Genomic DNA, 23,200 nt, shown 5'->3' with positions numbered 1-23,200 from the left:
CGGGTCAGGCGCACGCCAGGCTTGGCAGCGGAGCGGTAGTGCAGTCGGTGGCAACATCGTCGTGTCACGCCGGGGGTCGCGGGTTCGAGCCCGGTCCGCTCCGCCAGTTACGAGAAGGCGCATCCTCGGATGCGCCTTTCTTCTATCCGGACTCTACCCACGCTCCACGGTTGCTCATTATGCAAGACCGTTTCTGGGGGAAGCATGCTGCAAAATATCAGGGACAATTCACAAGGCTGGATTGCCAAGACCATCATCGGAGTCATCGTCGCGTTAATGGCGTTGACCGGTTTCGATGCCATTTTTCAAGCCACCTCTACCAGCCAGGATGCCGCCAAGGTTAACGGTGAAGAAATCACTCAAGTCGAGCTGACTCAGGCTGTCGACATGCAACGTCGTCAGTTGCTGCAGCAGTTGGGCAAGGATTTCGACTCTTCGTTGCTGGATGAGAAAATGCTGCGTGAAGCGGCCCTCAAAGGGTTGATCGATCGCAAGCTGTTGCTGCAAGGCGCTAAAGACGCGAAGTTTTCGTTCTCTGAAGCTGCTCTGGATCAAGTCATTCTGCAGACCCCTGAATTTCAGGAAGACGGCAAATTCAGTTCTGAGCGCTTTGATCAGGTGATTCGTCAGCTGGGTTACGGCCGCCTGCAGTTCCGCGACATGCTGGGCCAGGAAATGCTGATTGGTCAGCTGCGTGCCGGTTTGGCAGGCAGTGGTTTCGTGACCGATGAGCAGGTGAACGCTTTTGCCCGTCTCGAAAAACAAACCCGTGATTTCGCGTCCATGAACATCAAGGCCGACCCGGCTGCGGTGAAATTGAGCGACGACGAAATCAAGGCTTACTACGACGAGCACGCCAAAGAGTTCATGACACCTGATCAAGTTGTGATCGACTACATCGAATTGAAGAAATCTTCTTTCTTTGATCAAGTAGCCGTGAAGGACGATGAACTGCAAGCACAGTACCAAAAGGAAATCGCCAACCTGGCTGAGCAACGCCGGGCTGCGCACATCCTGATTGAAGTCAACGACAAGGTCAGCGACGAGCAGGCCAAAGCGAAGATCTCCGAGATTCAGCAGCGTCTGACCAAGGGTGAAAGCTTCGAGGCACTGGCTAAAGAGTTCTCGCAGGATCCAGGCTCGGCTGCCAATGGCGGTGATCTGGGCTTTGCAGGTCCGGGTGTTTACGATCCTGTGTTCGAAACTGCAGTTTATGCTTTGAAGCAGGATCAGGTTTCGGAGCCGGTGCGTACCAGCTTTGGCTATCACCTGATCAAGCTGCTGGGCGTTGAAGCACCTGAAGTGCCGAGCTTTGCCAGCCTGAAAGACAAGCTGACCCATGATCTGAAAACCCAACAGGTTGAGCGTCGCTTTGTCGATGCGACCAAGCAGTTGGAAGACTCTGCGTTTGAAGCGTCCGATCTGGTTCAACCTGCTCAAGAGCTGAAGCTGACTGTGCACACTTCCGCGCCATTCGGTCGTGAAGGTGGCGAAGGCATTGCAGCCAACCGTGCTGTGATTCAAGCCGCATTCAGCACCGAAGTGATGGATGAAGGTGCGAACAGCACTGCAATCGAACTCGATCCTGAGACCGTAGTCGTGTTGCGCGCCAAGGAGCACCGCAAGCCTGAACAGTTGCCGCTGGAGGCTGTTGCCTCAAGCATTCGCGCGCAACTGGTCAAAGAGCACGCCAGTGCTGCGGCCAAGACTCGGGCTGAAGACATCATCAAAAATCTGCGCGATGGCAAACTGCCGTTGAACAAGCCGGTTGATGGTCAGTCGTGGAAGGTCCAGGAAGCGGTTGCGCGTGGTCAGGAAGGTATTGATCCTGCCGTGCTGCAAGCTGTATTCCGTATGCCCAAGCCAGCATCCAAGGACAAGCCGACATTTGGCAGCGTGACCTTGGCCGATGGCAGTGTTGTCGTACTGCGTTTGAATGGCGTCAACGATGCAGTAGCGCCAACGGAAGAAGAGAAAGCGTCGTATCGCCGCTTCCTCGCTTCGCGTGTTGGTCAGCAGGATTTCTCTGCCTACCGCAAGCAGTTGGAAAACGAAGCCAAGGTCGAGCGTTACTAATCGATCTTGCCGCTTCACTAAAAATGGCCGCTCATTGAGCGGCCATTTTTTATGGGTGCTGATCAGCTATTGCGGTGGGCGTGCTGGCTATCAACCGGCGCCTGGGCTCGCCGTTCGAGGCTGTAATCGCGTACCACATGGGCGATGCGCAAATGATAGTCGTTGAACACTTGCGCCCGTCCTTCGGACTGGGCCATACGGTGCTGCTCCAGCATGCGCCATTCCTGAATAGACTCTTCGTCGCGCCAAAATGACAATGACAGCAGTTTTCCCGGCTCGCTCAGGCTTTGGTAGCGCTCTATGGATATAAAACCCTCCAGCTCTGCAAGCAGCGGTTTAAGCTCGCCAGCCAGATCGAGGTAACGTTGGTAGTGCTGCTCGTGTGGCCAGGCTTCAAAAATCACGGCAATCATTGTTCAGGCTCCAGGTGGTTGCGAAATTGAGGGATTCGGCCATTGAGCGAGGGGAGGTAGCACCAGCGCAGCGGGCGCCTCAGTGATGCGGCCGGTTGTTGCAGGAGTGTAGAAATGGTTTCAGCAACGATCATCAATGCTAATTGCTGGCCCGGGCATTGATGCCTTCCCTGGCTGAAACTGAAACTTCTCCGCTCACCGCGCGTGAGCAAAAAACTGTCGGGCTCGGGGTTCGCGGCGGGGTCTCTGTTGGCCGAAGCGAGCAACAGCAGAACCGTATCCCCCGCGTGTAAAACGCTATCGCCGATGGTGCATTGTCTGGCAACAAAGCGCCGGGTGTTCTGTACCGGTGAGTCGTAGCGCGCAACTTCTGCAACCAGTTCGTTGACCAGTACTGGGGTGCGGGTCATGTCTTCCAGCAGTCCGGGTTGTTGCTGGAGCGCTACCAAGGTATTGCCGATCAAGCCTGCGCACGCTTCGCAGGTCTGCGATAGCAGGCCGATCAAATTGGCAATCAGGGCGTCATGGTCTTGCCAATCACTGGCTTTGAAGGACCGACAAATAGCCGAGAGAAAGTGGCTTCTCTGCTGCCCGTCGCTGAGCAGCACGTTTAGCATGTGGCTTAACCGGGTAGCGGCAATGTCCGCGTTACGCAGTTCAGAGGCATTGCTCAATGGCGAGAGGCAAGCGACAAAATCACGAGTCAACCCTGCGACGGTTTGTAACTGCGTGACCTGGAACCCCATCAAGGTCGCAAGTACTGAAACCGGCAAATTGAACATCAGCCTGTTCAGGCTTTCAGCGCAGTGCTCTGCACGTCCTGTAAGGCTGCCTACGAGCGCCGCGACCTCTTCCTGCGGCACATCCATCAGGGCGGGTTCGATAACGGCCCTGGGGCACTGGTGGCGCGCTCCTTCGTTCATGCGCATCAGCCTGGAAAATACCCACCCGGCCGAGCCTTGCGCAATGGCTGTCGGAATCGGTTCATGTACGGGCCGTACCCGGCAGTCCGGGTGTTGCAAAATAGCCGCCACCGCCGTTGCCCCGCATGCAACCCACAGGCCCAGAGCGGGATCGAAGTAAAGGTCCTTGTTTTGCCTGAGACCCGAGTAATAAAGGTAAGGGTCGGCGTGCGTGGCTGCCTCAAGGAGTGTCATCAAGAGCGTCCTGTTCAGTAAGAACGGTTAATCTCTCGTACACACGCTGTCTACGATTCGCTCGGGAGCGAAATATGGATGTTTCAGGTCATGACACCGATATCTCTCAGGTTGCGGCGGCTATTGCCGAGCCAGCCAGAACCAGGATGCTCTGTTCGCTGATGGACGGCCACGCGCGGACCAGTACAGAGCTGGCTGTGATTGCCCAGGTGGGAACATCCACGGCCAGTGCGCATCTGGCGCGGCTGAAAGAGGATGGGCTGGTCAAGCTGCATGTACAGGGTCGGCATCGTTACTACAGCCTGGCTGATGACCACGTCGCCCGGGCCATCGAAGCTCTGATGGTCATCAGCAAGATCGCCACGCCCCGGTTTGTACCCACGGCCCCTGATCGTTTGCAGTTTGCCAGAACCTGCTATGACCATATGGCGGGGACGCTGGCGGTTCGCCTGCATGATTTTTTCATCGAGTCTGCCTGGCTGGTCACTGCTGCGTCCGGCGATGGCATGTATCAACTCACGCTGGATGGCGAGAAGGCGCTGACGGGGCTTGGTATGGAGATCGAGACGCTGCGAGCGCAGCGCCGCCGCTTTGCCTGCGGGTGTCTGGACTGGAGCATGCGCCGCCCTCATCTAGCGGGAACGCTGGGTGCAGCTTTCCTGCAAATGTCCATTGCCCGCCAATGGGTGACTCAAGACCTGGATAGCCGGGCGCTTGGGTTGACGGCCAAAGGGCGGAAGGAGCTGGGCAGCCGTTTTGGCATCAGTTTTTGAAATTTCATGCGCAAATGCAAAACGCCCGGTGCAATAAATGCGCCGGGCGTTTTGAGTAGCGGCTACAGCGAAGGATTTACTCTTCGAGGCTGCCCATGGCGGTAGTGTTGAAGCCACCGTCTACGTACATGATTTCGCCGCTGATGCCCGACGCCAGGTCCGAGCACAGGAAAGCGCCGGCATTGCCGACTTCGTCGATGGTGACGTTACGACGCAGTGGGGTCTGCGCTTCGTTGGCCGCCAGCATTTTGCGGAAGTTCTTGATGCCCGACGCTGCCAGGGTACGGATCGGGCCTGCCGATACGCAGTTAACGCGCGTGCCTTCAGGACCCAGGCTACCTGCCAGGTAACGAACACCCGCTTCCAGGCTGGCTTTAGCCATGCCCATCACGTTGTAGTTAGGCATGGTGCGCTCGGCGCCCAGGTAGGACAGGGTCAGCAGGCTGCCATTGCGGCCTTTCATCATAGGGCGACCGGCTTTGGCCAGGGCCACGAAGCTGTAGGCGCTGATGTCGTGAGCAATGCGGAAGCCTTCACGGGTGGTAGCGTCAGTGAAGTCGCCGTCCAGCTGGTCGCCAGGGGCGAAGCCTACGGAGTGAACGATGCAATCCAGACCGTCCCACTTCTTGCTCAGGTCTTCGAAGACCTTGGCGATTTCTTCATCGCTGGCCACGTCGCAAGGGAAGCACAGCTCAGGGTTCGAGCCCCAGCCTGCGGCGAACTCTTCAACACGACCTTTCAGCTTTTCGTTCTGATAAGTGAAAGCCAGCTCAGCGCCTTCACGGTGCATGGCGGCAGCAATGCCAGAAGCGATGGACAATTTGCTGGCGACACCAACGATCAGTACGCGCTTACCGGTGAGAAAACCCATGTGTTGTTCCTCTATCAGGTTAATCGACAGCCACTGGTGCCAAAAAGGCGGCTTCCAGCAGCTGTTGTGTATATGGATGTTGCGGTGAGGCAAAGATGCTTTGCGCTTCACCCTGTTCGACCACTTGGCCATGCTTGACCACCATCAACTGGTGGCTAAGCGCTTTAACGACAGCCAGGTCATGGCTGATAAACAAATACGTCAGGTTGTGTCTGGTCTGCAGAGACCGCAGCAACTCAACCACCTGCCGTTGTACTGTCCGATCCAACGCTGACGTTGGCTCGTCGAGCAGAATCAATGCTGGTTTTAAAACCAGCGCCCGGGCAATGGCGATTCTTTGCCGTTGTCCGCCTGAAAACTCGTGAGGGTAACGGTGCCGGGTTTCCGGATCCAGACCTACTTCTCGCAAGGCTTCAATAATTGCGATTTCTTGCTCTGCAGCTGTGCCCATGCGATGAATGCGCAAACCTTCACCGACAATCTCGCTGACGCTCATGCGCGGGCTGAGGCTGCCAAACGGGTCCTGGAAGACCACCTGCATTTCCCGTCGCAGCGGCCTGACTTCTTTCTGCGACAAACAGTCTAGCCGTTTGTCTTCAAAACTGATCAAACCCTTGCTGGCAATCAGCCGTAAAATCGCCAGGCCCAGTGTCGACTTGCCCGATCCACTTTCTCCCACGATACCCAGGGTCTGCCCCTGTGGCAGGCTGAAGTTGATGCCGTCGACCGCTTTCACGTAATCAACGGTCTTGCGCAACAGCCCTTTTTTGATCGGGAACCAGACTTTCAGGTCCTCGACTTCCAGCAATGGCGGGCCGGCAACAGTGTTGGCCGGGCCTCCGCTGGGTTCTGCACTGAGCAGTTCCCGGGTGTAAGGATGCTGTGGCGAACGAAACAGCTGCTCGCACGATGCTTGTTCGACGATTAAACCGCGCTGCATGACACATACTCGATGTGCAATTCTTCGAACCAGGTTCAAATCGTGACTGATCAGTAGCAACGACATGCCCAGGCGGGCTTGCAGATCCTTGAGCAAATCAAGAATTTTCAGCTGCACGGTAACGTCCAGTGCCGTCGTGGGCTCATCGGCAATCAGTAGCTCAGGCTCGTTGGCCAAGGCCATGGCGATCATTACACGCTGCCTCTGGCCGCCTGAAAGCTCGTGTGGCAGGGCCTTGAGGCGTTTGTGAGGCTCGGGGATGCCGACCAGCTCCAGAAGCTCCAGTGTACGTTCTGTCGCTGCCTTGCCCATCAGCCCCTTGTGAATGGCCAGCACTTCATTGATTTGTTTCTCAATGCTGTGCAGCGGGTTCAGCGAGGTCATGGGTTCCTGAAAAATCATCGCAATGCGATTGCCACGGATATGCCGCAGTTTTTTCTCGCTCAGGCTCAGCAAGTCCTGCCCGCAATAGGTAATGCTGCCGCTAGGGTGATGTGCGAGAGGGTAGGGCAGCAGCCGGAGGATCGAATGTGCGGTGACCGATTTGCCCGAGCCACTTTCGCCGACCAGGGCCAGGGTCTCCCCACGTTTGATATCAAAACTGATGCCTTGCACTGCACGTTGTGATTTTTCACCGGAGATGAACTCGACGGAGAGATCGCGTACTTCGATCAGATTGTCCTGCGTCATCTCATTTCCTCGGGTCGAAGGCATCGCGAGCGGACTCACCGATAAACACCAGCAGGCTGAGCATGATGGCCAGCACCGCAAAGGCACTGATGCCCAGCCAGGGAGCTTGCAGGTTGGACTTGCCCTGAGCGACCAGCTCACCCAGTGACGGCGCGCCTGGTGGCAGGCCGAAGCCCAAAAAGTCCAGCGCAGTGAGGGTGCCGATGGCGCCAGTCAGGATGAACGGCATGAAGGTCATGGTGGAGACCATCGCATTGGGCAAAATATGGCGGTACATGATGGCCATGTCCTGCATGCCGAGGGCTCGGGCTGCGCGTACATATTCCAGATTTCTCCCACGCAGGAATTCGGCGCGTACTACGTCCACCAGGCTCATCCATGAGAACAGCAACATGATCCCCAGCAGCCACCAGAAGTTGGGCTGCACGAAGCTGGCAAGAATGATCAGCAGGTACAGCACGGGCAAACCTGACCAGATTTCCAGAAAGCGCTGACCGGCTAGGTCGACCCAGCCGCCATAAAAGCCCTGAAGCGCTCCGGCTATCACGCCAATAATCGAACTTAAAACAGTCAGGGTCAGAGCGAACAGCACGGAAATCCGAAAACCATAAATGACCCGCGCCAGCACATCGCGGCCTTGGTCATCGGTGCCTAGCCAGTTTTCGGCGGAGGGTGGAGCAGGAGCGGGGACTTTCAGGTCGTAGTTAATACTCTGATAGCTGTAAGGGATAGGCGGCCACAGTACCCAGGCGTCCTTCTTGGCCAGCAGTTCACGGATATACGGGCTTTTGTAGTTGGCTTCGAGGGGGAACTCGCCGCCGAAGACTGTTTCCGGGTAACGCTTGAGTGCCGGGAAATACCACTGGCCGTCGTAATCGATCGCCAAGGGTTTGTCGTTGGCAATAAATTCGGCGTTCAGGCTGAGGCCGAACAGCACCAGAAAAATCCACAGTGACCACCAGCCACGCTTGTTGGCTTTGAAGCGCGCAAAGCGGCGTCGATTCAGAGGCGATAGTTTCATCTCAATGCTCCCTGCTTTCAAAGTCGATTCGCGGATCGACCAGGGTGTATGAGAGGTCGCCGATCAGCTTCACCACCAGCCCGACCAGAGTGAAGATAAACAGGGTGCCGAATACCACGGGGTAGTCGCGATTAATGGCAGCTTCGAAACTCATCAAGCCCAGGCCATCCAGAGAGAAAATTACTTCCACCAGCAAGGCGCCGGTAAAGAAAATTCCGATAAATGCCGACGGGAACCCTGCGATCACCAGCAGCATGGCATTGCGGAAAACATGGCCGTAGAGCACTCGGTGGTTAGTCAGCCCCTTGGCTTTGGCCGTGACCACATACTGCTTGTTGATCTCATCCAAAAAGCTGTTTTTGGTCAGCAAGGTCATGGTGGCGAAGTTGCCGATCACCAACGCGGTGACCGGTAACGCCAGGTGCCAGAAATAATCGAGGATCTTGCCGCCTACACTCAGCTCGTCGAAGTTGTTGGAGGTCAGGCCGCGTAAGGGAAACCAGTCAAAATAGCTGCCTCCGGCAAACAGCACGATCAGCAGGATGGCAAACAGAAAGGCCGGGATCGCATAGCCGACGATGATCAATGAGCTGGTCCAGACGTCGAAGTGGCTGCCGTGTCGTGTCGCCTTGGCGATCCCCAGCGGGATCGACACCAGGTACATGATCAGGGTGCTCCACAACCCCAGCGAGATGGACACCGGCATTTTCTCCTTGATCAGGTCGATGACCTTGGCATCGCGGAAGAAGCTTTCGCCGAAGTCCAGCTGCGCGTAGTTCTTGATCATGATCCACAAGCGTTCCGGCGCCGACTTGTCGAAGCCGTACATCTTTTCGATTTCCTTGATCAGTTCCGGGTCGAGGCCCTGTGCGCCGCGATAATTGGAACCGGCCACCGATACCTCGGAGCCGCCTCCCGCAATACGGCTGGTGGCGCCATCAAAGCCTTCGAGCTTGGCGATCATCTGTTCAACCGGGCCACCGGGGGCGGCCTGGATGATGATGAAGTTAATCAGCAGGATCCCGAATAACGTCGGAATAATCAGCAGCAGTCGCCTGAATATATAAGCCAGCATTTAAGGCTCCAGGCCCGCGCTTGCAGGTTTAGTGGGAGTAGCAGGTTTGGCGTCAGGTTTTGCCCACCATGTCGTGGTGCCAATATCGTACTTCGGGGTCACTTCGGGATGGCCGATATGGCTTGAATACGCCACGCGCCAGGTTTTGATATGCCAGTTGGGGATCACGTAGAAACCCCACTGCAGCACTCGATCCAGCGCACGGGCGTAGTTGATCAGGCTTTGCCGGGACTCGGCGTTGATCAGGCCTTCAGTCAGTTGGTCGATGGCCGGGTTCTTGAGCCCTATAAAATTGCGGCTGCCGGGTTTATCGATACTTTGCGACTCCCAGTATTCACGCTGCTCGCTGCCCGGTGAACTGGACTGCGGGAAGCTGCCGACAATCATGTCGTAGTCACGCGAACGCAGACGGTTCAAGTACTGAGACGTATCGACCCGACGAATCTGCAAGTCGATGCCCAAGTCGCTGAGGTTGCGCTTGAATGGCAGCAGGATTCGCTCAAATTCGGTTTGTGCCAGCAGAAACTCGATAATGACCGGCTTGCCCTGCGCATCGACCATCTTGTCGTCGACAATGCGCCAGCCTGCTTCCTGCAGCAATTGATAGGCGCGGCGTTGTTGTTCGCGAATCATGCCGCTGGCGTCGGTGGCATTCGGTTTGAAGACCTGGGTGAACACCTGATCGGGAATCTGGCCGCGCAATGGCTCCAAAATGGCCAGTTCTGCTTCGCTTGGTGGTGCCTTGGCGGCCATTTCCGAGTTTTCGAAGTAACTGCCGGTGCGTGCATAGGCACCGCTGAACAACTGCTTGTTGGCCCATTCAAAGTCAAACAGCAGGCTCAGCGCCTCGCGCACACGAACATCCTGGAACATGGGTTTGCGCAGGTTGAAGATAAAGCCCTGCATGCCCGTAGGGTTGTGGTTGCGGATTTCTTCTTTTTTCAAGCGGCCCTGAGTGAACGCGGGGGCGTTGTAGGCGCCGGCCCAGTTCTTGGCGCTGATCTCCAGCCAGTAGTCAAATTGACCGGCCTTGAGTGCTTCAAAGGCCACGCTGTTGTCGCGAAAGTAATCGACGGTAATCGCATCAAAGTTGTACAGACCCTTGTTGATTGGCAGGTCCTTGCCCCAATAGTTCTTGTTGCGCTCGTAACGAATCGAACGCCCGGGCTTGATCTCGGTGATGGTGTAGGGGCCGCTGCCTGGCGGAACTTCAAGGTTACCCTTGCCGAAATCCCGGGTTTCCCACCAGTGCTTGGGCAGGACCGGGAGCTGGCCAAGAATTAGCGGCAGCTCGCGATTTTTGTTGTGCTTGAAAGTGAACTTCACCTGTAGCGGGTTTTCCGCGATGGCCTGGTCGACATCGCTGTAGTAGCCCTTGTACAGCGGTGAACCGTTTTTCATCAGGGTATCGAAGCTGAATACCACGTCTTCGGCACGGATCGGATGACCATCGCTGAACTTTGCTTCCGGGCGCAGATAAAACCGTACCCAGCTGTTGTCAGGGGCTTTTTCGATTTTCTCGGCGATCAGGCCGTAGGAGGTGAAGGGCTCATCGAGGGTCTGCCGGGCCAGGGTATCGAAGGTCAGTTCAATATCATCGGCCGGAACCCCTTTATTGATAAAGGGGTTGAGGCTGTCAAAACTGCCCAGTGCGGACTTACGAAACGTTCCGCCCTTGGGCGCGTCCGGGTTGACGTATTCCACATGCTTGAAGTTGGCCGGGTATTTGGGCGGCTCGTCGTAGAGGGTCAAGGCATGTTGTGGGGCGGCCAGCGCCGCGCAGGCAAAACCTGCCAACAGCAAGCCGGCGACGGGCTTGAGCAACGTACGCAAGGGCATCATTGGGTTTTCTCCGTAGGCTTAAGCCACCACGCGCTAAGGCCCAAGTTGTAGGGCGGCGTAGTCACAAAGGCGAACCGGTTGCGGTACGCCAGTCGGTGATAGTTCAGATACCAGTTGGGAATGATGTAGTGCTGCCACAGCAACACGCGGTCCAGGGCTCGCCCCGCTGACAATTGTTCGTCACGGGTCTGGGCGGCCAGCAAGCGCTCGAGCAACTGATCAACAATGGGGTTGGCCACGCCCGCATAGTTTTTGCTGCCCTTGATGTTGGCCTGGCTCGAGTGGAAGTACTGCCACTGCTCAAGGCCGGGGCTCAGGGTCTGGTCGAGGGTCATCAGGATCATGTCGAAGTCGAACTGATCCAGTCTCTGTTTGTATTGAGCACGGTCGACAGTGCGCAGGCGGGCGTCGATGCCGATGCTGGCCAGGTTTTCCACATAGGGTTGCAGAATGCGCTCAAGGTTGGGATTAACCAGCAGTATTTCGAAACGCAGCGGCTTGCCTTCGCTATCGAGCAGGCGCTGGCCGGAGAGTTTCCAGCCGCTTTCGGCCAGCAAACCCAGTGCTTGGCGCAGGGTTTCACGGGGAATGCCGCGACCATTGGTTTGAGGCAGGGCAAAGGCTTGGCTGAACAGTTCAGGTGGCAGTTGGCTGCGCCAGGGCGAAAGCATCAGCCATTCATGCCCTTGGGGAATGCCACTGGCCGAAAACTCACTGTTGGGGTAATAGCTCAAGGCGCGCTTGTAGGCGCCGTTGAACAGTGTGCGGTTGGTCCATTCAAAATCGAACATCAAACCCAGGGCCTCACGGACTTTGCTTTGCTCAAAACTGGCGCGGCGGCTGTTCATAAACAGCCCCTGGGTTTGCGTCGGGATCTGGTGGGTAATTTCGGCCTTGATCACATCACCGCGGCGTACGGCGGGGAAGTTATAGCCATTGGCCCAGTTCTTGGCCTGATGTTCGATATAGATGTCGAATTCACGGGCTTTGAAGGCCTCAAACGCGACATCGCTGTCGCGATAGAACTCCACTTCAACCCGGTCAAAATTGTATTTGCCGCGATTGACCGGGAGATTGGCGCCCCACCAGTTTTTCACGTGTTCAAAGACCAATTGGCGGCCGGGAGTGACCTTGGTGATGCGATAAGGCCCGCTGCCCAGCGGTGGTTCGAAGGTAGTGGCTTTGAAGTCGCGTTTAGCCCAGTAGTGCTGGGGCAAGACTGGCAATTCGCCCAAGCGCAAAATCAGTAACGGGTTGCCCGCACGTTTGAACACAAAGCGAATGCGTTTGGGGCCCAGAATATCGACCCGCAGTACTTCCTGAAGATTGGTCCGGTACTGCGGGTGGCCTTCTTTGAGCAACAGGTTGTAAGAGAACGCCACGTCGTAGGCAGTGATCGGAGCGCCATCGTGAAAGCGGGCTTCTGGCCGTAGGTTAAAGACGACCCAACTGCGTTCTTCGTTGTACTCCACCGACTGCGCGATCAAGCCATAGCTGGAGGTTGGCTCGTCGCCGGAGGGCGCGTACTGGCCAGTGCCGGCCATCAGGGTTTCGTTGAGTTCATTGACCCCGTATTGCAAGAAATTAGGGGTCGATACCGGGCTGGTGCCTTTGAAGGTATAGGGGTTAAGGGTGTCAAAGGTGCCGAACGCCATGACCTTCAAGGTCCCGCCTTTGGGCGCGTCAGGGTTTACCCAATCGAAATGGGTAAATGTGGCCGGGTATTTGAGGGTGCCGAACTGCGCATAACCGTGGCTTTCGCTCAGGGTTGCGCTTGCAGGGAAGCTCAAGGCCAGGCTGATAAATAGCGTAAGGAGGGGACGCATCAAGTCAGAGATCCGATCCAGGCATTGGGCTTAGGGTTTCCGTACAGTAACAGCTTGTATCTGTAGGAAAAAGGCCACGCTGGAAAGCACTGCGGGCAAGTTGAGTCCTACTTTTGTGTAGGACTCAACTTGCCCGCAAGGATAATCCCCTTCCGCTTAACGCGGTTTTGAGACTGTCAGCATTTGCCCGGGTTTTAGGGCTTTTGCGCTGTTTGGATTCCAGCGCTTGAGATGTTGCATTTCAACGTTGAAACGCTTGGCAACGATATACAGTGAATCACCTTTTTTGACCCTGTATTGCGTGGCCTTTCTACCTGTAGGTTTGCGGGTGTCCTGCATGACCAGGACCTGCCCTGCCTTGAGGTTGTTGCCGCTGAGTTTGTTCCAGTGTTGCAGGTCTTTGACGTCGACCTTGTTGGCCTTGGCAATCAGCGTCAGGTTGTCGCCACTTTTAACCTGGTACTTGCGATTCAGTCGAGCTGGTTGAGTGCTTGCAATCGTGTCAAAAACCGGCTTTTTAGGGCGCAGGCTTACCAGCTCTTCAGGCTTGAGGTTGGACAAGCTGGCGGTCAGCAGTTGAGCTTTGGAAGTAGGCACCAACAAGTGTTGCGGGCCATCAGTGGTGGCGCGCTGCTTGTAGGCCGGGTTTAGCTGAAACATCTCGTCTTCGTCGATCTCGGCCAGGGCTGCCACGCGGGACAAGTCCATGGACTGCTTGATCTCGACCATTTCGAAGTAGGGTTCGTTGGCGATCGGGTTCAGGTTGATACCATAAGCCTCAGGGGCCAGAACCACCTGGGACAGGGCCAGCAGTTTCGGGACGTAGTCCTTGGTTTCCTGCGGCAGTGGCAGGTTCCAGTAGTCAGTCGGCAAACCGAGTTTTTCGTTGCGTTCGATGGCCCGGCTCACGGTTCCTTCGCCAGCGTTGTAGGCCGCCAGGGCCAACAGCCAGTCGCCGTTGAACATGTCGTGCAGACGGTTCAGGTAGTTCAGGGCCGCAATCGTCGAGGCGGTAATGTCGCGACGGCCGTCATAGGCGCGAGTTTGACGCAAATTGAAGTAGCGGCCCGTCGAAGGAATAAACTGCCAGAGCCCTACCGCATTGGCGTGGGAGTACGCCATTGGGTTATAGGCGCTTTCGATGGCTGGCAGCAGGGCCAGTTCAAGGGGCATGTTGCGTTCTTCGAGGCGCTCCACGATGTAGTGGATATACAGGCTGCCGCGCTCGCCGGCATTTTCGAGAAACGACGGGTTGCTGGCAAACCACAAGCGCTGTTGTTCGATTCGGGGGTTAACGTTCTGGCCGTCTTGCAGTTTGAAACCCTGGCGCATCCGTTCCCACACATCCTGCGGGGCAACGGGGCTAGGCTTTTCACTGAGCCAGAGCGGCTCCTGGGGAATGCGTTTGGTGATTTTCAGGCTGGCGCGTTCGGTGGTTTGCGCCGAATGATCCATGGATTGGCAGCCCGCGAGAGTGGCGGACACAGCCACCGCGATGGCTTTAACCAAGCGCGTCAATGCGTCTGAATTGATGGAGTGACCTTTAAATGACGACATTGGCTGGAGGATGATTTCAGGAAAAAATGTCGGGGGATTCTAGGAAGCAGGGGGGGCGCGGTCAACTGTTCAGAACTTTTGTGCCAACCGCGACCTTGTTTAGAACGTGTCTTTCCAACTGCGCAAGCTGGCAAAGACAGCACTGGGCGAGTCATTGTCGAGTGAATTCCACTCGTCAGCTTTTTCTTTAACAGATGTTTCATTGACCCGCAGAAAGGGATTTGTGCGTAATTCGAGGGCTATAGATGATGGCAAGCTGATGCGACCTTCGGCGCGCCATTGCGTGACTTGCGCCACTCGCGCTGTAACGTCCGGGTTATTGGGCTCTACTGCCTGGGCAAAGCGCAAATTGCTCAAGGTGTATTCGTGGGTGCAATACACGCTCGTGTTGTCGGGCAGCGCGGCCAGTCGACTCAGCGAGTGGTGCATCTGCTCGGGGGTGCCCTCGAACAGTCGGCCACAACCGGCGGCAAACAAGGTGTCGCCACAGAACAGCAGGGGTGTCGACGCCGCATCGTGGTAGTAGGCAATGTGCCCCAGCGTATGGCCCGGCACTAGAATCACCTGGAATTCCAGGCCCAGTACCTCGATGCGGTCGGCGTCACGGAGTGCCACTTGTCGGGCTGGAATGGTCTCAAGTGCCGGTCCCCAGACCTTCGCGTTAGTGTGCTCATGCAGCTGCGTAACACCGCCGACATGATCGAAATGGTGGTGAGTGATCAGGATGTCACTCAACACCCAGTCCGGGTGCAGGTCCAGCCAGGCCAGCACAGGTGCGGCGTCACCCGGATCGACCACGGCGCAGCGCTTGTGAGTGGTGTCCTGTAGCAACCAGATGTAGTTGTCGCTGAAGGCGGGCAGGGCGTCGATCTGTAACATGGTGCAATTCCCAAGTGCGAAACAATGGCGCATCTTAGGGCTTGTGATAGGTAGATGGCGAGTTGGAGGAGCAATGACCAATAAAGCATTGGCTCAGGCAGATCCTGAGTGGCTGGCGCTGATCAGTTCGGCACGTGAATGGCTGTCTGGTCCTCATGGACAATTGTTGCTCGAAGATGAGCAACGGGTTCTTGAGGACGAGTTGGGACGCTTTTTCGGAGGCTACCTGGTGCATTACGGTCCTGGCGCTGAACCCCCGCCACAGGCTGCGCAAGTGCGGCGCAATGTGCGTCTTGGTGCACCTCTGCCAGGTGTTGAAATCATTTGTGAAGAGCAGGCCTGGCCGCTGTGTGAGCATGCAGCGGATGTTGTGGTGTTGCAGCATGGCCTGGATTTTTGCCTGTCACCCCATGGTTTGTTGCGCGAGGCGGCCAGCAGTGTGCGTCCCGGCGGGCACTTGTTGATTGTCGGGATCAACCCTTGGAGCAGTTGGGGGTTGCGCCATGTGTTCGCCAAGGATGCCTTGCGTAAAGCACGTTGCATTTCACCTTCACGCGTCGCCGACTGGTTGAACCTGCTGGGCTTTGCGCTGGAGAAACGCCGCTTCGGGTGCTATCGTCCGCCGCTTGCATCCAAGGCGTGGCAAAGCCGTTTGTCCGGCTGGGAGCGCAAGGCCGGTAGCTGGCAATTGGCCGGTGGCGGCTTCTATGTATTGGTCGCGCGCAAAATGGTAGTGGGCTTGCGTCCCGTCAACCCGCTACGCCGAGAGCCGATGGGCAAGCTGATTCCTCTGCAAATGGCCAAGGTCAACCGGCGCCATACTGAACCCTGAATTTATAGTGGGTCGGGTTAACCCGGCCCAGGCACTGCCCATTGCCAATGGTCAGGCCATAAGCAGCCTTTTCTGGAAAGTTTGTAATGATTGATAGCGTTGAAATGTTCACTGATGGTGCCTGCAAGGGCAATCCTGGTCCGGGTGGCTGGGGCGCTTTGCTGGTTTGCCAAGGGGTTGAAAAAGAACTCTGGGGCGGCGAAGCCAATACCACCAACAATCGCATGGAGCTGATGGCTGCCATTCGTGGGCTTGAAGAACTCAAGCGCCCATGCGAAGTGTTGCTGGTGACCGACTCGCAGTACGTGATGAAAGGCATCACCGAGTGGATGGTCAACTGGAAAAAACGCGGCTGGAAAACCGCCTCCAAGGAACCGGTGAAAAACGCCGACCTGTGGAAATTACTCGATGAGCAAGTCAGTCGTCACACCGTGAAGTGGCAGTGGGTACGCGGGCACATTGGTCACCCAGGCAACGAGCGCGCCGACCAGTTGGCCAATCGCGGGGTAGACCAGGTGCGGGGAATCAAGCATGCGTAGTGTTGTTCTCGATACTGAAACCACCGGTATGCCGGTTACCGATGGCCATCGGGTGATCGAGATCGGTTGCGTGGAGTTGATGGGGCGGCGTCTGACCGGCCGGCACTTTCACGTGTATCTGCAACCTGATCGTGAAAGTGACGAGGGCGCCATTGGCGTCCACGGTATTACCAACGAGTTTCTGGTGGGCAAGCCGCGCTTTGCTGAAGTGGCCGATGAGTTTTTTGAATTCATCAAGGGCGCTCAGCTGATCATTCATAACGCCGCGTTTGACGTGGGCTTTCTGAATAACGAGTTTGCCCTGATCGGGCAGACGGATCGCGCTGACTTGACGCAGTACTGCACCATTCTCGATACCCTGGCAATGGCGCGGGCGCGTCATCCGGGCCAGCGCAACAGCCTCGATGCCTTGTGCAAACGGTATGGCGTCGACAACTCGGGCCGTGAGTTGCACGGCGCACTGCTCGACTCCGAGATCCTGGCAGACGTTTACCTGACAATGACCGGCGGTCAGACCAGCCTGTCGCTGGCCGGTAATGCCTCCGACGGAAACGGCTCGGGCGAAGGTTCGGGCAATCAGGCCAGCGAGATCCGCCGCTTGTCGGCCGACCGTCAGCCGGGTCGGATTATTCGTGCAAGTGAAAGCGACTTGGCCGAGCATGCGGCACGGCTTGAAGCTATTGCAAAGTCAGCAGGTGGCCCGTCGTTGTGGGCGCAGTTGCTCGACGCGAAAGGGCAAACGCTGCAATAAGCACGGGATTTGTGTAGTCACTGCCGAAGGCAGCGATGGGTTGTGAAGGCAGTACTCCTGCGCCCCTATCGCACTGCGGCAACGGCTATATAAAGCCGGGCAGTCCTTGACAGGAAAGAAGGATTTTTCATGCATCTGGTTAGGAATCCCAAGGACCCTGAAGTCTCGGTACGTGTGGCTGACGAAGGTTTTGCTCCGTATGTCTGGTGCAACGATTTCAGCTTTGAAGTGCGTGCTTACGCCCGTGCCGATCGGCATAAAAAGGTCGAGCACTGGCCGCTGGATCTGATCACGCCTTACCGCAAATGCTACGGCATTGACCCGGATGAATTTGCCAGCTATCGCGGTGGCAAGGACAGCGACATTTTCATGGCGTATCTGGACAATCAGCCGGTTGGGCATGTGGTCGTTAGCACCAACTGGAACGGTTATGCCCATGTTGATGAGCTGGCAGTCGTCGTCAGTGCCCGCCGCCATGGTGTGGCCAAGTCGCTGCTGGACGTGGTCAGGTTCTGGAGCCACAAGAAAAACCTGCCGGGGATCATGCTTGAGACCCAGAACAACAATCTTGGCGCCTGCCGGTTGTACGAGCGTTGTGGGTATCAGGTGGGGGGTATCGATCACTTGCGTTATCGCGGCATTGATCCGCAGACCAGCGAAGTGGCGATTTTCTGGTATTTGATTTTTGAGAATACCAACTCGTAGCCGCAGCGTCGTTCCTTCAGCCGCGGCTACGAGGATTTGCGGCCCCTGGGTAACTAAAGCGTCACCAACCCCTGATCAGACAGCAACGCCTCGGCCTTTAAACGCACGATATCGAGCAGCGCATTCAGTGCGGGCCCAGGCTGCGCGCCTTTGCGCGTCAACGCATAGAGTGTCACCGGGATCGCCGGTGATATCGGGCAAACATCCAACCCACTGGCTTTGGCCCCCACGGCCGTAAACGGGTCAACCAGCGCCAGCCCTTCGCCTGCTTCCACCATGCTGCGCATCATCTGGTAACTCTGTACCTGAATCTGTACGACGGGCGCCGGGTGCAAGGCTTGCAGCTTGCTGTCCAGTACGCGGCTTAAAGGGTCGTGCTGTTGCAGGCCAATCATTGCCTGGCCTGCCAGCTCTTGTAGCGCGATGTATTTGTGCTTGGGGGATAACCAGCCGTGGGGCGCAAGAAACTGTACTTTGCCTTGAACCAGAGGCAGGCATTCGATCCCCGGTTGTTCTGATGGCTGCAGGCTAAAGCCGATATCACATTCGTCCATTAACAGACTGCGCACGATTTCAGCACAGGGCTGGCTGCCAAGAGTGCTCGGGGTATCGGGAAAGCGGCGTCTGAGGGCGCCAATACAGTGAGGGAGCAGAGGGCGTGCCAACGTTTCGCTGCAGACCACGCGCAAGGCTGGTTCCTGATGCTGGCGCAACTCGTTGCCAAGTTGGCGCAGCGGCTCAAGTGCCTGGTACAGCTGGTTGATCAGGGGTTGCAGTACAAGCGTATCGCGGGTGGCTTGAAGCCGCCCGCGAACGCTGGCAAACAGCATGAAGCCCAATTGCTGTTCGGCCTCCTGCAGCGTTGCGCTGAGGGTGGCTGCGGGCAATTGCAGCAATTCGGCAGCATGGCCGAGATTGCCGGTTTGCAAGATGGCTTGAATCACTTCGATGTGGCGTAAGCGCATGCTGGTGTCCTGTCTCGCAAATACTGATCCTTTTTGACGGCGTCTGTTGTTGCCATGCTGCGTTGCCGCTCCTCCCCATAGCCAGCTATGAGTCGTCGCGGCGCCTTGACTGACAACAACAGCCACTCGTCAAAAAAGGATCGTATTCGTGAGACAGGACACTCGTGTCCGGCAGATGAGGTTTCAGCCGTGCGAAGCCTGATCCCGGTCTCATCCTTTGACTTCAGCTAAATGCCGTGTGCAACAGGTCAGACTGCGACAATCGGAGAAGGCTCACGAACCAATATGACGCCCGATTGCACCAGCTCGAAATTATTGTCATCGTTCTTTTTGACGCGATCGCCAATGGCCAACTTGTACGTTGTTACGAGTTGGTCACCTGTTGCTTCCAAATTTTCAAATTCATGCACGGAATAGACACGGCCTTCCGCATCCCTTGCATGAAATTGCCCAACGAGAACTGCCGCCATTTGTAGAGAACCTCTGGAGATAAACACCCAATTTGCGGTTCTGTAGACCGTTGTTCAGCAGGGGAAGTTTAACAATGTTTAAAAAATAGTCCGCCTACTTTACAGGCTTGCAGGCCGATAGGGTGAACTGGGGTGCAAGAAAGGCGTCCGATCATCTATAACTAATCTTCTTACAGCCACAGACTCGGGGTTTTCTATGAGCAAGGTCTACAGCGTTGCAGTGTTGGTTGGCAGTTTGAGGAAGGATTCACTCAACCGAAAAGTGGCCCAGGCTCTGGCAGAGTTGGCCCCGGCCAGCCTTAAACTGTTCATTGTCGAAATTGGTGATCTGGCGCTGTATAACGAAGACATTGATGCCACACAGCCACCTGCGCCATACACCATCTTCCGCGATCAGATACGCCCGGCCGATGCCGTGTTGTTCGTGACTCCAGAGTACAACCGCTCGGTACCTGGCGTGCTGAAAAACGCCATCGATGTCGGCTCGCGTCCTTATGGTCAAAGTGTATTCAATGCCAAACCGGGCGCGGTGATCAGCGTTTCGCCAGGGGCCATCGGTGGCTTCGGGGCTAACCACCATTTGCGCCAGTCGCTGGTGTTCCTCAATGTGCCATGCATGCAGCAACCTGAGGCCTATCTGGGGGGAGCAGGGGATGCGTTTGATGCGTCCGGCAAGCTGTCAGATAAAACCCGACCGTTTTTGCAAAAGTTTATCGACGAGTACGCCAAGTGGGTTGAGCAGCATCACAAGCTCTGAGCCATAGATCTAAAAAAGCGGCAGGCCTGATTCAGGGCTGCCGCTTTTTTTTAGCTCACTCAGCTGCTCTGCGGCATCTCGCCCTTGGCCAGGCGCTGGTTGATATCGGCAATCACGTCCGGCAGGTCGCTGATGGTGTCGATCAGGTAGTGCGGGCGTGAACCTGCAAACAGCGCGTGGATGCGGGTGCGCTCACTGTCCAGTGTCGCGGGGTCCAGCGCCTGGTATTGGGCGTAGGTCAGGCCCAGCGCGTTGCCGGAACATACCAGCGCGACAGTCCACATGCCTGCACGGCGACCTTCAAGGATGCCCGGTACGGTATCGTCGATCTTCACGCAGGCGCCCACGTCATCAATGCCCAGCGCGATCACGTTGGCCAGAGCCTGGGCTGGCCAAGGGCGGCCATTAGGCACTTCGTCGGTGGCCACTACATGGTCGGCGACGTAGCCATTGGTGGCCGCCAGTTCAACAACTTTGGCCATTACTTGCGCCGGGTAGCCTGAACACGAACCGATTTTAATGCCTTGCTCACGCAGCTTGGCAATAGTCTCCAGGGCGCCTGGGATCAATGCCGAGTGCTCGGCGATTTTTTCGATTTGCAGTGGCATAAAGCGCTGGTAAATCGCAGTTACGTCATCGTCGCTCGGCGCGCGGCCAAAGGCTTTTTTGTAGCGCTCGGTGATTTGCGGTTGATCACACAGGGTGCGGATGTGGTCCCACTTGCCCATGCCCATCGGGCCGCGTGCTTCTTCGATGGAAACCTGCACGTCGAATTCGGCAAACGCTTCGACAAAAATCTGGGTTGGGGCGAAAGAGCCGAAATCGACCACGGTGCCGGCCCAATCGAGAATGGCGGCTTGCAGCTTGCTTGGGTTGGTGTAGTTCATGTCAGTAAGTCCTGTATGAGCGGGTGAGCCGCACGAAGTGAGTTAGGTTGTTTCCACACCATCAGATTTCGAAAACTTCCATCTCTTTTAGTACCTGGCCTACTGCGTTTACCGCTGCTTGCATTTCGGCCTGATTGACGTGGCCGATACAGCCCACACGGAAGGTTTCGACCTGGGTCAATTTGCCTGGGTACAGGATGAAGCCCTTGGCCTTGACGCGTTCGTAAAACTCCTTGAACTGGTAGCGCGGGTCTTTGGGGGCATGGAAGGTGACGATAATGGGCGCCTGAATGGCTTCGGGCAGGAAGCTGCGAATACCCAATTTGGCCATGCCGTCGAGCAGTGCCTGGCAGTTGTTGGCATAACGCTGGTGCCGTGCTGGCAAACCGCCTTCTTCGTTGTATTGCAGCAGCGCTTCGTGCAGTGCGGCGACCACGTGAGTCGGCGGGGTGAAGCGCCATTGCCCGGTTTTGGTCATATAAGCGTGCTGATCGTGCAGGTCCATCGCCAGTGAGTGGCTGTTGCCTGCAGCGTTGTCCAGCGCCTGTTTTCGGGCAAAGACAAAGCCCATGCCCGGTACACCTTCCAGGCATTTGCCGGAAGCAGCGATCAGCGCGTCAAAAGGAACCTGCCGGGCATCGACCGGCAGGGCGCCGAAGGAACTCATGGCGTCGATGATCAGACGCTTTCCGTGCTGGGCAATTACCGCCGCAATTTCGGGCAGCGGATTAAGAATTCCGGTACTGGTTTCGCAATGAATCAGTGCCACATGGGTGATGCTCGGGTCGGCGCGCAGCAGGCGGTCGACGTCGGTTGCGGTGGTGGGCTCATCTTCAGCGGTTTCAAAGGTGCTGAAGCGACGCCCCAGCACTTCACAGATTTTAGCCAGGCGTTTGCCATAGGCGCCGTTGATCAGTACCAGCACATTGCCGTCTCGTGGCACGAGTGTGCCGATGGCTGCCTCGACGGCAAATGTGCCGCTGCCTTGTAGAGGCACGCAGTAATGACTGTCAGCGCCATTGAGAATAGCCAGCAGTTGCTCGCAAAGGCTGGCAGTCAGCTGGTTGAAGCTGTCATCCCAGGAGCCCCAATCGACCATCATCGCCTGGCGTGTACGCGCCGACGTTGTCAGTGGGCCAGGGGTCAGCAGGATCGGCGCGGCAGTACTCATTCTGGTTTCCTCACAAGCATTGGGATGGCTACTGGATACACGGCATAAATTGCAGTTTGTGTTGATATCAATCAAATTGTTTGTTGTTATGCCAATCATCAGTGAGGCTTATAGCCATGAACTTGTTCCAGCTCCGTGCGTTTGACGCCGTGGCCCGTGAGGGCAGCTTTACTCGGGCGGCGGCCCGGCTGTTTATCAGCCAGCCAGCGGTGACCGGGCATATCAAGGCTCTTGAAGAGCACTACCAGATCACTCTGCTCAGGCGTACGGCACGGCGTGTGGAGTTGACCGAAGAAGGGATCAAGCTGGCGGCTATCACCCGTGCCATGTTCGGCTTGGTGGATGAAGCGCAGGTCATGCTTGAAGCCAATCGGCAACTGCTCACCGGGAGGCTTGAGGTGGCGGCCGACGGTCCGCATCTGGTGATGCCGATGCTGGCGAGTCTGCGGGCACGTTATCCGGGGATTACCGTGAACTTGCGCCTGGGCAATGCTCAGGAAACCCTGGCCGCGTTGTTGTCGGAGCATGCCGATGTCGCTGTTCTGACTGAAGTTGAGCCACGTAAAGGGCTGAGCTTGCGCCCGTTGGATGAGTCACGGATATGCGCGTTGGTGCCAGCCAACCATCCGTGGTTGGCGCTGCCCGATGGTATTGCGATTGCGCAACTGGATCAGGTGATCATGGTGCTGCGCGAACCGACCTCGATTACCCGTCGCACTTTCGATAGCGCTTGCGAGCAGGCCGGGGTCAGCCCGCGAGTGCTGCTGGAACTGGACAGTCGTGAAGCTGTGACCGAAGCCGTCGCGGCGCAACTTGGGGTGGGGATTGTGTCGTCGGTAGAGGTCAGCCATGACCCCCGTGTACGGGCAGTGCCGATCAACGGGGCGGGGCTGATCAATCTGCATATGCTGGGTTGCATGGAGCGGCGTGCCGAGTTGCGGCTGATCAAGGCGTTTATGGAGTTGGCGCCAAAAGTTTTGAGCGAATAAAACCCGTAGCAGTT

General features: G+C 56.8%; 22 protein-coding genes. 8 read left to right on the top strand and 14 right to left on the bottom strand.

Features of this window, described 5'->3' with window-relative positions; translation table 11 throughout:
* Positions 1 to 204 precede the first annotated feature (204 nt).
* Entirely contained in the window at positions 205 to 2,076 is a 1,872-nt protein-coding gene (locus V6L79_RS20450) for a SurA N-terminal domain-containing protein (RefSeq protein ID WP_338579419.1), read from the top strand.
* 62 nt (positions 2,077 to 2,138) lie between these two features.
* Here the strand turns inward: V6L79_RS20450 and V6L79_RS20445 are convergent, their stop codons facing one another.
* Together V6L79_RS20445 and V6L79_RS20440 are read right to left on the bottom strand one after the other, a co-directional pair.
* A complete protein-coding gene (locus tag V6L79_RS20445; RefSeq protein ID WP_338579418.1) occupies positions 2,139 to 2,489 on the bottom strand; it encodes an antibiotic biosynthesis monooxygenase in 351 nt (116 codons plus the stop codon).
* Entirely contained in the window at positions 2,486 to 3,646 is a 1,161-nt protein-coding gene (locus V6L79_RS20440; protein ID WP_338579417.1) for a cytochrome P450, read from the bottom strand. The genes V6L79_RS20445 and V6L79_RS20440 overlap by 4 nt, the downstream gene beginning before the upstream one ends.
* A gap of 74 nt (positions 3,647 to 3,720) precedes the next feature.
* Here V6L79_RS20440 and V6L79_RS20435 point away from each other — a divergent pair, with 74 nt between their 5' ends.
* The gene (locus tag V6L79_RS20435) at positions 3,721 to 4,419 is read left to right on the top strand and encodes a helix-turn-helix transcriptional regulator (RefSeq protein WP_338579416.1); all 699 of its coding nucleotides are present in this window, start codon (positions 3,721 to 3,723) and stop codon (positions 4,417 to 4,419) included.
* A 76-nt stretch (positions 4,420 to 4,495) separates the two neighbouring features.
* Here the strand turns inward: V6L79_RS20435 and fabI are convergent, their stop codons facing one another.
* From fabI to gloB, 8 genes are all read right to left on the bottom strand, one after another.
* The gene (gene fabI, locus V6L79_RS20430; RefSeq protein WP_016782317.1) at positions 4,496 to 5,290 is read right to left on the bottom strand and encodes an enoyl-ACP reductase FabI; all 795 of its coding nucleotides are present in this window, start codon (positions 5,288 to 5,290) and stop codon (positions 4,496 to 4,498) included.
* Positions 5,291 to 5,309: 19 nt separating this feature from the next.
* Positions 5,310 to 6,920 (bottom strand): ABC transporter ATP-binding protein, encoded by a 1,611-nt coding sequence (locus tag V6L79_RS20425; protein ID WP_321834105.1) that lies wholly within the window; start codon positions 6,918 to 6,920, stop codon positions 5,310 to 5,312.
* A gap of 1 nt (position 6,921) precedes the next feature.
* Entirely contained in the window at positions 6,922 to 7,941 is a 1,020-nt protein-coding gene (locus V6L79_RS20420) for an ABC transporter permease (protein ID WP_261739156.1), read from the bottom strand.
* 1 nt (position 7,942) lies between these two features.
* Positions 7,943 to 9,016, bottom strand: coding sequence for a microcin C ABC transporter permease YejB (locus V6L79_RS20415; RefSeq protein WP_261739155.1), 1,074 nt, complete (start codon positions 9,014 to 9,016; stop codon positions 7,943 to 7,945).
* Positions 9,017 to 10,858 (bottom strand): extracellular solute-binding protein, encoded by a 1,842-nt coding sequence (locus V6L79_RS20410; protein WP_338579415.1) that lies wholly within the window; start codon positions 10,856 to 10,858, stop codon positions 9,017 to 9,019.
* On the bottom strand, positions 10,855 to 12,684 hold the full coding sequence (locus V6L79_RS20405; RefSeq protein WP_261739153.1) for an extracellular solute-binding protein: 1,830 nt from the start codon (positions 12,682 to 12,684) through the stop codon (positions 10,855 to 10,857). The genes V6L79_RS20410 and V6L79_RS20405 overlap by 4 nt, the downstream gene beginning before the upstream one ends.
* Positions 12,685 to 12,840: 156 nt before the next feature.
* On the bottom strand, positions 12,841 to 14,241 hold the full coding sequence (locus V6L79_RS20400; RefSeq protein WP_261739152.1) for a lytic transglycosylase domain-containing protein: 1,401 nt from the start codon (positions 14,239 to 14,241) through the stop codon (positions 12,841 to 12,843).
* 99 nt (positions 14,242 to 14,340) lie between these two features.
* Positions 14,341 to 15,120: a hydroxyacylglutathione hydrolase gene (gene gloB, locus V6L79_RS20395; protein ID WP_261739151.1), complete on the bottom strand. Its 780-nt coding sequence runs from the start codon at positions 15,118 to 15,120 to the stop codon at positions 14,341 to 14,343.
* Positions 15,121 to 15,193: 73 nt separating this feature from the next.
* Here gloB and V6L79_RS20390 point away from each other — a divergent pair, with 73 nt between their 5' ends.
* From V6L79_RS20390 to V6L79_RS20375, 4 genes are all read left to right on the top strand, one after another.
* Positions 15,194 to 15,952 (top strand): class I SAM-dependent methyltransferase, encoded by a 759-nt coding sequence (locus tag V6L79_RS20390; RefSeq protein WP_261739150.1) that lies wholly within the window; start codon positions 15,194 to 15,196, stop codon positions 15,950 to 15,952.
* 86 nt (positions 15,953 to 16,038) lie between these two features.
* The gene (gene rnhA, locus V6L79_RS20385; protein ID WP_261739149.1) at positions 16,039 to 16,491 is read left to right on the top strand and encodes a ribonuclease HI; all 453 of its coding nucleotides are present in this window, start codon (positions 16,039 to 16,041) and stop codon (positions 16,489 to 16,491) included.
* On the top strand, positions 16,484 to 17,242 hold the full coding sequence (gene dnaQ, locus V6L79_RS20380) for a DNA polymerase III subunit epsilon (RefSeq protein ID WP_261739148.1): 759 nt from the start codon (positions 16,484 to 16,486) through the stop codon (positions 17,240 to 17,242). The genes rnhA and dnaQ overlap by 8 nt, the downstream gene beginning before the upstream one ends.
* Positions 17,243 to 17,371: 129 nt before the next feature.
* The gene (locus V6L79_RS20375) at positions 17,372 to 17,947 is read left to right on the top strand and encodes a GNAT family N-acetyltransferase (RefSeq protein WP_261739147.1); all 576 of its coding nucleotides are present in this window, start codon (positions 17,372 to 17,374) and stop codon (positions 17,945 to 17,947) included.
* Between the two features lie 53 nt (positions 17,948 to 18,000).
* Here the strand turns inward: V6L79_RS20375 and V6L79_RS20370 are convergent, their stop codons facing one another.
* On the bottom strand, positions 18,001 to 18,912 hold the full coding sequence (locus V6L79_RS20370; RefSeq protein ID WP_261739146.1) for a LysR family transcriptional regulator: 912 nt from the start codon (positions 18,910 to 18,912) through the stop codon (positions 18,001 to 18,003).
* A 248-nt stretch (positions 18,913 to 19,160) separates the two neighbouring features.
* On the bottom strand, positions 19,161 to 19,382 hold the full coding sequence (locus V6L79_RS20365) for a hypothetical protein (protein WP_261739145.1): 222 nt from the start codon (positions 19,380 to 19,382) through the stop codon (positions 19,161 to 19,163).
* 196 nt (positions 19,383 to 19,578) lie between these two features.
* Here V6L79_RS20365 and V6L79_RS20360 point away from each other — a divergent pair, with 196 nt between their 5' ends.
* Complete coding sequence (locus tag V6L79_RS20360; RefSeq protein WP_261739144.1) at positions 19,579 to 20,139, top strand: NADPH-dependent FMN reductase; 561 nt, start codon at positions 19,579 to 19,581, stop codon at positions 20,137 to 20,139.
* 59 nt (positions 20,140 to 20,198) lie between these two features.
* Here V6L79_RS20360 and phnX read toward each other — a convergent pair whose 3' ends face one another.
* Both phnX and V6L79_RS20350 read right to left on the bottom strand, forming a co-directional pair.
* Positions 20,199 to 21,026, bottom strand: a complete 828-nt coding sequence (gene phnX, locus V6L79_RS20355; RefSeq protein WP_261739143.1) for a phosphonoacetaldehyde hydrolase — start codon at positions 21,024 to 21,026, stop codon at positions 20,199 to 20,201.
* 61 nt (positions 21,027 to 21,087) lie between these two features.
* Complete coding sequence (locus V6L79_RS20350) at positions 21,088 to 22,197, bottom strand: 2-aminoethylphosphonate--pyruvate transaminase (protein ID WP_321834095.1); 1,110 nt, start codon at positions 22,195 to 22,197, stop codon at positions 21,088 to 21,090.
* A 116-nt stretch (positions 22,198 to 22,313) separates the two neighbouring features.
* Between V6L79_RS20350 and V6L79_RS20345 the strand changes: the two genes are divergently transcribed.
* Positions 22,314 to 23,186, top strand: coding sequence for a LysR substrate-binding domain-containing protein (locus V6L79_RS20345; RefSeq protein WP_321834092.1), 873 nt, complete (start codon positions 22,314 to 22,316; stop codon positions 23,184 to 23,186).
* Positions 23,187 to 23,200: the final 14 nt, after the last annotated feature.

The organism is Pseudomonas sp. ML2-2023-6 (assembly GCF_037055265.1).
Taxonomy (GTDB): domain Bacteria; phylum Pseudomonadota; class Gammaproteobacteria; order Pseudomonadales; family Pseudomonadaceae; genus Aquipseudomonas; species Aquipseudomonas kulmbachensis.
The sequence above is the reverse complement of the archived record's forward strand: the minus strand, read 5'-3'. Positions and strand labels throughout refer to the sequence as shown.